This window comes from Hymenobacter agri, assembly GCF_054778495.1.
In genome coordinates this window covers 1-760 of the sequence record NZ_BAAGZM010001142.1, presented here as the reverse complement: position 1 = coordinate 760, position 760 = coordinate 1, and the positions used below count along the sequence as shown (strand labels likewise).

At 70.0% G+C, this 760-nt stretch carries 1 protein-coding gene; it reads left to right on the top strand.

From position 1 onward, the window contains the following. Nucleotides 1-760, top strand: a 760-nt coding sequence (locus ACYVDE_RS24980; RefSeq protein ID WP_460504214.1) for a hypothetical protein, incomplete at both ends; no start/stop codon positions are given.

Below are 760 nucleotides of genomic sequence, written 5' to 3'. Positions count from 1 at the left end.
CCGCAGCGGCTCCGGCGGCGGCTTCTGTTTCGGCGGCTACGGTTCCGGCCTCGGTAGCTGCGGCCCCGGCCACAGTGCTGGGCCCCGAAGAAGCCGGCTTGCTGGCCAGCCGCACGGTGGCGCTGAGCAGCTTTGAAACACCCGCTGCTACTGTACCCGGTGCCCTTGCTGCCGGCCCCGAGCCGACCGAGCTGGCTTTGGGCACCCACCGCTGGCAGTACGGCGCGAGCTATACGGCCAGCGCCTTCAATCCCAATATCAACTTCTCGCGCGAAGGCATCGAGCCCGAGTTTGGCTACAACCCCGTGCTGGGCCCGGCCGAGCTGAGCGAGGAAGCCGCCAAGGAGTACCGCCAGAACCTGCGTCCCGGCCTCAGCCAGCGCCTGGCCCTCACGGTGTCGCGCCACCTGCGCGGGCACTGGTCGCTGGGCACCGGTGTGGAGTTCACCAAGGCCAGTGCCCGTTCGGCCAGCACCGTGGCCTTCGTGGGCGAGCAGATTGCCGACGGCGGCCAAACGGTGGGCAGCGGCCAGCGCCGCACTACCGACTTCAGCTACACCATGGCCGGCCTGCCGTTGGAACTGCGCTACAGCAACCCCGCCAAACGCGGCTGGAGCCTCTACGGCCGCCTCGGCGGCGTGGTAACGGCCCTGCTGGGCAACCGCAGCGAAGTAGCCGGCCGCCCCGAAGTGACGCAGACGTACAGCATTACCTCGGCCAGCACGCCCTACCGCCGCCTCACCAGCAGCGTGCGCGGCGC